At 38.1% G+C, this 1,702-nt stretch carries 1 protein-coding gene and 1 pseudogene; both read left to right on the top strand.

Translation table 11 applies throughout. From position 1 onward, the window contains the following. Positions 1-434: 434 nt before the first annotated feature. Positions 435-1,355, top strand: a complete 921-nt coding sequence (locus HP456_RS23670) for a proline dehydrogenase family protein (protein WP_172255594.1) — start codon at positions 435-437, stop codon at positions 1,353-1,355. Positions 1,356-1,513: 158 nt separating this feature from the next. Then, positions 1,514-1,702, top strand: a pseudogene (locus tag HP456_RS23665) (potassium/proton antiporter); the annotation flags it as partial.

The raw sequence follows: 1,702 nt of genomic DNA, 5'->3' as shown, positions 1-1,702 counted from the left end.
AAATGACACTTTTTCATAGCATTCAGGTTCCATGCAAGCATGTCGTTTACATAAAGGCTATCCTTTGTCGTTAATAATTGGGGCGGCTGTGTGTATGTTTGCTGCTGATTACTTTGTTGAGGCTGTTGTTGCTGCTGCATCTTATCTCCTCCTTTATTTTCAGGTAAAATTAGGTATTTATTCCTAACGTTCTTTTTTATTACAAGCACCAAAAACCCTGACCAATGCTTATTCTGCGACATTTACAGCATGTTATACACGGCTTTCAAAAATTGAAAATTTTCTACTGAGAAAGTAACAAAAGTATATTCAAAATGTTTAATAGGTGATAGAATGTTGGTAAATAAAATACTAATCGAAACGTTTCTTTTTTTGGCAGATAAGAAAACGTTTTCATAGTATGACATATATGTTCTTTTCAGGGAGGTAGCAACATGGAGCAAGCAATGCGTAATTTCTTTTTATTCCTTTCTAAAAATAAGCCGATCACTAAACTGGCTAAGAAGTATGGCCTGCGTTTCGGAGCGGCCAGATTCGTTGCCGGTTCTTCAATAGAGCAAGCGGTCGATGTCATTCGTGAATTGAATAAACAGAATCTTGTCGTAACGATTGATTATTTGGGAGAGTTCGTGGATAACGTAGAGGAAGCCAATGAAATGGCCCTTGAATGTGTAGAAGCTGTCCGTGCGATTGGCAGAGAGAAATTAAAATCTCAATTGTCACTCAAGATGACTTCTATGGGACTTGACCTTAAAGAGGATGTCGTTACAAAGAACATGAGGATGATTCTTGAGGAAGCAAAGAAACATGATGTCTTTGTAACCATCGATATGGAGGATTATTCACGGTGCGGCAAGACACTCGAAATCTTTAAAACATTGAAATCAGAGTATGACAACATCGGTACTGTTATTCAAGCTTATCTTTATCGGACAGAGAAGGATATGGAAGAGTTAAATGCGTATTCCCCCAATCTGCGTCTTGTGAAGGGTGCTTATAAGGAGTCTCCTAAAGTTGCGTTTCCTGAGAAAAAAGATGTTGATGAGAACTTCAAGAAAATCATCAAGATGCACATGCTAAACGGTAATTACACAGCAGTCGCCACTCATGACGATAAAATCATCGAGTATACGAAAAAAATCGCGGAAGAACATAATATTCCAAGAGATCAATTTGAATTCCAGATGCTGTTCGGTATCTGCGTCGAGCGTCAGCATGAGCTAGTAAAAGAAGGCTACAAAATGCGTGTCTATGTTCCATATGGGACAGACTGGTATGGTTATTTCATGAGAAGGCTGGCAGAGAGACCTGCGAACGTGGCATTCGTCCTGAAGGGTGTAATGAAAAATAAATAAGGCAAGAGCGAAGGAACTCCACAAATTTTATATTGTGGGGTTTTTTTACTGAGGTTCTATGGGGGAATCTTCTTGATTAATGGGGCTTATTATTTGTGACCTTATTCACAATACAGTATAATTAATCATATCATTAATAATTATTACGAGGCGATTAAATGGATTTTTCTATCGAAAATGTTTCATTACTTCTTGCACTCCTGCTTCTTATCGGTGTCCTTTTTGCCAAATTTTCCTCGAGTTTAGGGGTACCTTCTCTCATTCTCTTCATTGCTGTCGGTATGATCCTGAATACATATTTTTTCTTCGATAATGCACATATCACTCAATTCATCGGTACGATTGCC

The organism is Bacillus haikouensis, from assembly GCF_013179555.1.
Taxonomy (GTDB): Bacteria; Bacillota; Bacilli; order Bacillales; family Bacillaceae_B; genus Rossellomorea; species Rossellomorea haikouensis_A.
The sequence above is the reverse complement of the archived record's forward strand: the minus strand, read 5'-3'. Positions and strand labels throughout refer to the sequence as shown.